At 62.1% G+C, this 7,730-nt stretch carries 7 protein-coding genes; all 7 read left to right on the top strand.

Going from position 1 to position 7,730, the window contains the following annotated elements:
• Positions 1-75 precede the first annotated feature (75 nt).
• The 7 genes from ACUSIJ_RS05050 (at position 76) to ACUSIJ_RS05020 (ending at position 7,542) form a co-directional block, all read left to right on the top strand.
• On the top strand, positions 76-1,614 hold the full coding sequence (locus ACUSIJ_RS05050) for an aldehyde dehydrogenase (protein ID WP_449307275.1): 1,539 nt from the start codon (positions 76-78) through the stop codon (positions 1,612-1,614).
• 132 nt (positions 1,615-1,746) lie between these two features.
• Positions 1,747-2,994, top strand: a complete 1,248-nt coding sequence (locus tag ACUSIJ_RS05045) for an ABC transporter substrate-binding protein (RefSeq protein ID WP_449307274.1) — start codon at positions 1,747-1,749, stop codon at positions 2,992-2,994.
• 188 nt (positions 2,995-3,182) lie between these two features.
• A complete protein-coding gene (locus tag ACUSIJ_RS05040) occupies positions 3,183-4,043 on the top strand; it encodes a branched-chain amino acid ABC transporter permease (protein WP_449307273.1) in 861 nt (286 codons plus the stop codon).
• A complete protein-coding gene (locus tag ACUSIJ_RS05035; RefSeq protein ID WP_449307272.1) occupies positions 4,040-5,023 on the top strand; it encodes a branched-chain amino acid ABC transporter permease in 984 nt (327 codons plus the stop codon). The genes ACUSIJ_RS05040 and ACUSIJ_RS05035 overlap by 4 nt, the downstream gene beginning before the upstream one ends.
• Positions 5,020-5,763 (top strand): ABC transporter ATP-binding protein, encoded by a 744-nt coding sequence (locus ACUSIJ_RS05030; protein ID WP_449307271.1) that lies wholly within the window; start codon positions 5,020-5,022, stop codon positions 5,761-5,763. Before ACUSIJ_RS05035 ends, ACUSIJ_RS05030 begins: the two co-directional genes overlap by 4 nt.
• Positions 5,753-6,466, top strand: coding sequence for an ABC transporter ATP-binding protein (locus ACUSIJ_RS05025; protein ID WP_449307270.1), 714 nt, complete (start codon positions 5,753-5,755; stop codon positions 6,464-6,466). The genes ACUSIJ_RS05030 and ACUSIJ_RS05025 overlap by 11 nt, the downstream gene beginning before the upstream one ends.
• A 26-nt stretch (positions 6,467-6,492) precedes the next feature.
• Positions 6,493-7,542: an amidohydrolase family protein gene (locus tag ACUSIJ_RS05020; protein ID WP_449307269.1), complete on the top strand. Its 1,050-nt coding sequence runs from the start codon at positions 6,493-6,495 to the stop codon at positions 7,540-7,542.
• The last annotated feature ends 188 nt before the right edge of the window (positions 7,543-7,730 follow it).

The raw sequence follows: 7,730 nt of genomic DNA, 5'->3' as shown, positions 1-7,730 counted from the left end.
ATCGATCGGACCAAGCTACAGCGCACTTTTACATCAAAAATAGAACCGCAACAGTCATGTCAGGGAGAACCGTCAATGAATGAAGTGATTTCGTCTACTCTTCATTCCCCTACCTCGCCGCCGGTTCGGGGTCTGTTCATCGATGGCGAGGAACAGCCCGTCGGTAACCGCGAGACCTTCCCCATTCACGCGCCGAATACCGGTGAAATCATTGCCCACACCGTGCACGCCACCGACGCGGACGTGGACGCGGCCATCCGGAGCGCCCGCCACGCCTTCGAGGGTCCCGACTGGCGCAAGATGTCGGATCGCACACGGGCGAAACTTGTTTACAAGATCGGCGACGTGCTGGAAAAGTATCTTGACGAACTGTTCGAGCTGGAATCCCTCAACAACGGTCGACCGACCCGCGAGACCCGCGCCCAGCTCAAGAAGGTTCCCGATCTCTTCCGCTACAATGCCGGCCTTGCGCTCTCGCGACGCGATGCAACCATCCCTGTCGAGGGCGATTACCTCACCTACACCTTGCGCCGGCCGGTAGGGGTGGTGGCGAATGTGACGCCGTTCAATCATCCGCTGCTGATCGCATCGCGCAATCTCGCACCCACTTTCGCCTCGGGCTGCACAACCGTGGTGAAGCCCTCGGAATACACGCCCCTCACCACGCTGCGGATTGCCGAGATCTGCATTGAGGCCGGACTGCCGCCAGGCGTGTTCAACATTGTCACCGGCCTTGGCGCCACGACGGGCAAGGCCCTCTCGAGCCATCCGGACATCAACAAACTCGTGCTCACCGGCGGAACGGAATCCGGCCGTCTGGCGGGCGCCGCTGCGGCGCGCAATTTCGCTCACCAGACCCTGGAACTGGGCGGCAAGGCCCCCGTCGTCGTGTTCGACGACTTTGACGTGAATCAGGCGGTGGACTATGCGGCTTTTGGCGCCTTTATCGGCGCCGGCCAGACCTGCGTGTGCGCCGCGCGTCATCTTGTTCAGCGCACCGTCTACGATGAATTCGTCGAGAAACTTGCAGCCAAAGCGAAATCGATCAGGGTCGGCGATCCCTTTGACCGAACCACCCAGATGGGACCGGTCATCTCCGAGCGACAGCGCGCCCGCGTGCTCGATTTCGTGAAAATCGGTCTGGATGAAGGCGCCCGCCTGGTGGCTGGCGGCGGCGTTCCCCGGAACATGCAGAACTCCGCCGGTTTTTACGTGGAGCCGACCGTCTTTGCGGATGTTCGTCCCGACATGCGTATCGCCCGTGAAGAAGTGTTCGGTCCGTTCACTGTCGTGATGCCTTTCGACACGGAAGAAGAAGCACTGCGCATTGCGAACGACTCCATTTATGGCCTCGCCGCGGCCGTGCGCACCCAGAATATTGCCCGTGCCCATCGCTTCGCGGAAGAACTTGAGGCAGGTATCATCTGGATTAACGATCACCACCGGGTAGACATTTCTTCACCGTGGGGTGGTGTGAAGGCGTCCGGCACGGGACGTGAATTCGGGCAGGAAGCCTTCGACCATTACTTCTTCACGAAGGCCGTTACCGTAAACATGAGCAACGAGCCGTTCGACTGGTTCGAGGCTGAAATGCGGGACCTTCGACTGAACTAGATGTCGGGAATGTATAGAGGTTTCCATGCGGTAAAGACGCCGCGCAGGCATGTATGACTGCCTGCAAGAGAAGCAGAAGATCGTAGAAAACAAAAAGATAATAGATAACAGGAAACACTCAGGGAGACGTAAATGATCATAAATCGGCGAAGCATGATCAAAAGCATCGGCGCCGGTGTCGGGCTGGCCACGATTGGAGCGCCGGCTATTCGTGCGCAGGTCGAACCCGTCCGCATCGGTTTCATGACCGTGAAGACCGGACCGCTCGCATCGGGCGGCATTCAGATGGAGCAGGCCGTTACCCTCTTCATGAAGGAACGCAACAATGTGTTGGGTGGCGTTCCGGTCGAGCTCATCACCATGGATACCGGCGGCGCGCCGGCAGTGGCCCGCACGAAGATGCAGGAACTGGTGGAGCGCAACCGGATCTCGGCGATGATAGGCCCGCTCTCCACCCAGGAGGCATTGGCGCTCGACGACTATATCCGGGAAACAGAGACGCCCACTGTCTCAATCGCGGCGGCGGACGACATGACCCAGCGCCTGGCGAATCCATGGTTCGTGCGCTGTACGGCCACTTCCTCGCAGTGCACCCACGTCATAGGCCACTACGCGGCCAAGGAGCTCAACTATCGGAGATGCTCCATCATCGCCGACGACTTCGCCTATGGACATGAACAGAATGCGGGCTTCCAGCGGGTATTCGAGGAAGACGGCGGCAAGGTCGTGCAGAAGTTGTGGCCGCCGTTGGCCGTGCCGGACTATGGCACCTACATTGCGCAGATCCTGACCGACGTGGATGGCGTGTTCGCGGCCTTTGCAGGATCCAACGGCTTTCGCTTCTTCCGGCAGTTCAACGAATATGGCCTGCGTGACAGGCTGCCTCTGCTGGGTGGCATGACCGCGTTCGACGAAAGCCTGCTCCAGCAGATGGGCGACGACGCCATCGGCCTCATTTCGGTGAGCAACTATTCCGCCGCCCTCGACATCCCCACCAACCAGCGGCTCGTCGAGGACATGCGTCGCGAATACAAGGTCGACCCTGGCTATTACGCTGCGGCCGCCCATGCGGGCTGTTCCGTGATCGAGGCAGCTCTCAAGGCGACCGGCGGCACGGGAGGAAAGCGCGCTTTCATGGACGCGTTGCGCGCCGTCAAGGTGGATGACACCTGCCGCGGACCCATCGCCTTCGATGACTTGGGCAATATAATCGGCAATGTCTATATCCGGCGAGTCGAGAAGAAAGACGGGCGCCTCGTCAATACTGTCATCAAGACCTATGAAAACGTAAGCCAGTTCTGGATATATAATCCGCAGGAATACCTCAAGGAGCCGGTCTACTCGCGGGACTATCCGCCGGCGAGGAACCTGGAGAACTGAAGATTACGCTCGGGCCGCCCGGCGGTCGGGCGGCCCCTTCACGCCATCAGCCGCGAACCGACGCCGCCCGCCGCCGCGCCATACGCCAACCGCCAACGGCATTTGCGGCGGCACGGGATCAGGCTAGGCCCGGCGGCTGCCCGGCTCCATGACGCTTCCGGGCAAGCGCTCTCCAGAGGAAGATCAGAATGCAGTTCTGGCTGATCCAAACATTCAACAGCATCGCATTCGGCGGGCTGCTGTTCCTGTTGTCATCGGGCTTCTCACTCATCTTCGGCCTGATGCGCATGCCGAACCTCGCGCATGGCGCTTTCTTCATGCTGGGGGCTTATTTCGGCGCGACCTTCATGATCTGGGGGCTCAATTTCTGGCTGGCGGCTCTCGCCAGCGGCCTTGCGGTCGGCGCGCTCGGAGTTCTGTTGGAGCGCGGCCTTCTGCGTAGGCTGGCGGGCAACACCCAGGGCCAGGTGCTGGTGACGCTGGGCGTATCCTTCATCATCGCTGATCTGTGTCTCATGATCTGGACCGGTGATCCCGTGCCGGTGCCTGCGCCGGCCTGGCTGCGCCCGCCCCTGTTCCTCATGGGCTACGCCTTTCCCACCTATCGCCTGGTGGTGCTCGCCATCGCTGTTGTGGCGGCGCTGCTGCTCTATCTGCTGATGGAGCGAACCCGGCTGGGCGCCATGATCCGTGCCGGCGTCGACGATATGGAGATGGCGCGCGGCGTCGGCATCCGCGTCTCGATGCTGTTCATGATGGTGTTCATGCTGGGCGCGGCGCTCGCCGGCCTCGGCGGCACCATCGGCGGGCCCATCATGCAGGCCTATCCGGGTCTCGACCAGGACATGCTGCCGCTGGCTCTCGTGGTGGTCATCCTGGGGGGCGTCGGCAGCCTCCTGGGTGCGTTTGTCGGCAGCTTCACCGTGAGCTTCATCTACAACTTCGGCACGGCCCTGTTCCCCGATTTCGCCTACGTCATCCTCTTCCTTCCCATGGTCGCGGTGCTCGTGCTGATGCCCGAGGGCCTGTTTGCAGGGGCACGCCAATGAACCGGCTTGGCATCGCCTTTCCCGTCTCTCTCGTTGCGCTGGCGCTCGTACCCTTCGTGATGAGCGACTTCTTCATCAACCTGTCAAGTCAGATCCTCTGCTATGCGCTGTTTGCGGTGAGCCTCAATCTCATTGTCGGCTATGGCGGCATGACATCGCTCGGCCATGCCGCCTATTTCGGCATTGCCGCCTATGGGGTGACATGGCTCTACACCGTGGCTGGCTGGGATCATGTCTCCGCCGCAGCCGGCGCCGTGGCGATCGCGACCGCTGCCGCCGCGTTCTTCGGCGTACTGGCGCTTCGGGCGAGCGGGCTGTCCTTCCTCATGATCACACTTGCCCTCGGACAGATCGTATGGGGGGTCGCCTATCGGTGGGTCAACCTCACCCAGGGCGATAACGGCATGCGCTTTCCCGCACGGCCGGAGCCGTTCGGCATCTCCATCAATAGCGCCAGCAGTTTCTACTATTTCTCGCTGATCGTGTTCGCCGCCTCGGTCTACGTCATATGGCGCGTGGTCAACTCGCCTTTCGGGGCTGCACTGCGGGGCGCGAAGGACCAGCCGCGGCGCATGCGCATGCTGGGCTACAATGTATGGATGATCCGCTGGGCCGCCTTCGTCATGTCGGGCTTCTGGGCTGCTGTCGCGGGAGTGCTGTTCGTCTACTATCAGAAGTTCGTCAGCCCGTATGCGGTCTCGCTGCAGCAGTCGGCCGAGGTCCTGCTGATGACCATTCTGGGAGGGGCCTCGACCCTCACCGGGCCGATGGTCGGCGCGGTGGTCGTGACGCTCGTCAAGAACGTCGCCTCCACCTACGTCGAACGCTGGAATGCGCTGCTGGGCCTCATCTTCGTGCTGGCGGTGATCTTCATGCCGACCGGCCTTGTCCCGGGCTTCCAGAAGCTCTGGACGCGCCGGCGTAAACCCGGGGCGGCCACGCCGGCCGTCAGCATGCGCTCGGCGGAGCAGGCATCATGAACTTTCCTGCGCTCGAGATCACCGGTCTCTCCAAGAAATTCGGCGGCCTCACCGTCACCCGCGAGGTATCCATGCGCGTCGCTGCCGGCGAGCGGCGCCTCATCATCGGTCCGAACGGCGCGGGCAAGACCACGCTGTTCAACCAGATCACGGGTGACCTCAGGCCCGACGCCGGATCCATCCGCCTTTTCGGCGAGGAGCTGGTCAAGCTCCACACGCGGCACCGCGTTGCCAAAGGTCTGGCGCGCACCTACCAAATCCTGACCCTGTTCCCCGACGACACGCTGCTGCACAACGTGGTGCTCGCGCTGCTCGGTCTCAGGACCGAGCGCTGGGATTGCTGGCGCCTGCTGCGCAGGCGGAGCGATCTTTTCGACCTTGCCCAGCAAGTACTGGCACAGGTCGGGCTGGGCGAGAGCGGCCACCGGCTCGTGAAGGAAACCTCCTATGGCGAGCGGCGGCGGCTGGAGCTTGCCATGGCGCTGGCCCAGAAGCCCAAGGTGCTGCTGCTGGACGAGCCGCTGGCCGGCCTCTCCCAGGACGAGCGCAATTCGGTGAGCAATCTGCTCACCGCCATCCCGCGCGACGTCACCATCCTCATGATCGAGCACGACATGGACGTGGCGCTGGCCTTCGCCGAGCAGATTACCGTGCTGCATTTCGGCCAGGTCATCGTTGAGGGTACCCGAGCTGACGTCGTGGCCGATCCGCGCACGAGGGAGATCTATCTTGGCGAATGAAATCCTCCAGCTTTCCGACGTGCACGCCTATTACGGCGACAGCCATGTCCTGCATGGCATCAGCTTCTCTCTCGGGGAGGGACGCCTTCTGGGGCTGCTCGGGCGCAATGGTGCGGGGAAGACGACCTCGATGAGCACCATCATGGGCTTCCTGTCGCCCAGGCGCGGCACGATCACGCTCGCGGGCGAGATGATCAGCACCTGCACGCCCGAGGCCATCGCACGCAAGGGCATCTGCCTCGTGCCCCAGGGCCGGCGCATTTTCCGTTCCCTTACCGTGAAGGAAAATCTCCAGGTGGCAGCACAGCAGCACGAGGGCAGAGCCGCCTGGACGCTCGCGCGTGTGTTCGACATTTTCCCCCGGCTGAAGGAGCGACAGGCCCAGTTTGCGGGTTCACTTTCCGGCGGCGAACAGCAGATGCTCGCCATCGGTCGTGCGCTCATGGGCAATCCGCGCGTGCTCCTGATGGACGAGCCTTCCGAGGGATTGGCTCCCCAGATCGTCGCCGACGTGGGCCGCACCATCGCCCTGCTGAAGGCGGAGGGGCTGTCCATTGTTCTTGTCGAGCAGAACATCAAGATGACGCTGAACCTCGCGGACGACATCGTCATCATCAACACCGGACAGGTGATGTTCTCCGGCCCGGCGGCCTCCGCCGCCACCGACCATCATCTTATCTCCCATCACCTCGGCGTATTCTAACGCCTACTTGCAGGATCCCTAGTCCAATGACCGATATCTGGAATTCCTACGGCCCTACGGCTGGCCGCAGCCATGCCGCGACGACCCGTCCCCGGAGCCTGACTTTTGATATTCATTCCCACGTCGCGGTAGCGGAAGCGGCCAAGGTTGTAGACAGTCATCTCGACATGTCTACTGTCCCGCTCGCCCATTTCAGTTCGCCGGAAACCAAGGCCGTCAACCAAGTACAAGATAGGGACCGTGCCTCGCGCATCACACAGTATGACGAGCGCCTTGCGGACATGGATGCTGCCGGCATCGACCAGCAGCTCATCATGCCTCCGCCGGGCCAGTGCTATACCACGGTTTCCGCCGACATTGCCGGCAAGGCGGCCCGCATCGTGAACGAAGGACTCGCCGAATATGTCGCCGGCCGTCCCGACCGCTTCGTCGCACTCGGCACCGTCCCGCTCCAGGATGGCCATATGGCTGCCGAGGAGCTGGCCTATGTGATGAAGCTCGGGCACAAGGGCGTCCAGATCCTCACCAACGTCGCCGGCAAGGAACTCTCCGATCCCGAATTCGCGCCCTTCTGGGCCAAGGCGGAGGAACTAGGCGCCGTCGTGTTGCTGCATCCCAACGGCTTCACCGAGGCCTCGCGCCTGTCGCGATTCTATTTCAACAACATCATCGGCAATCCGCTCGAGACGACCATCGCCATCAGCTACCTGATCTTCGACGGCGTTCTGGAGCGTCATCCGGATCTGAAGATCCTTGCCGTCCATGGCGGAGGGTATCTGGCGGCCTATTCGGCGCGCATGGATCACGCCTGGGGCGCACGTTCGGATGTGAAGGTGATACCTCATCCGCCCACCACCTATCTCAAGCGCATCTATTTTGACACGGTGGTATTTTCGAACGAGCAGCTCGAAGCCTTGGTGAGGCTGGTCGGGCCGGACCACGTGGTGATGGGAACCGACTATCCCTACGACATGGCCGACAGTGACCCTGTGGGCCATGTCATGGGCGCGGCCCTGGACGACGATGTGAAGACGGCGATATGCGGCGGCAATGCCATGAAGTTGCTGGGGCTGTAAGATTCATGCATGTTCCGCGATCAACGGTGGCTCCGGGCCGTCTGCCGTTTGATCGGCAGCGGTGCCGGAAGTGATCTTGCTGCCGGCCTTCGCTCCATCCTATATTTTGTTCTGGCCTGAGAAACGCTGGCCGGACAAAGTCGGCTTCCGGCCAAGAAGCGGGCACCGATCCGAGGGTAGCTGGGCCA

The organism is Pseudochelatococcus sp. B33, assembly GCF_053570585.1.
Note: the sequence above shows the minus strand (reverse complement) of the source record. Positions and strands in the feature narration are given on the sequence as shown.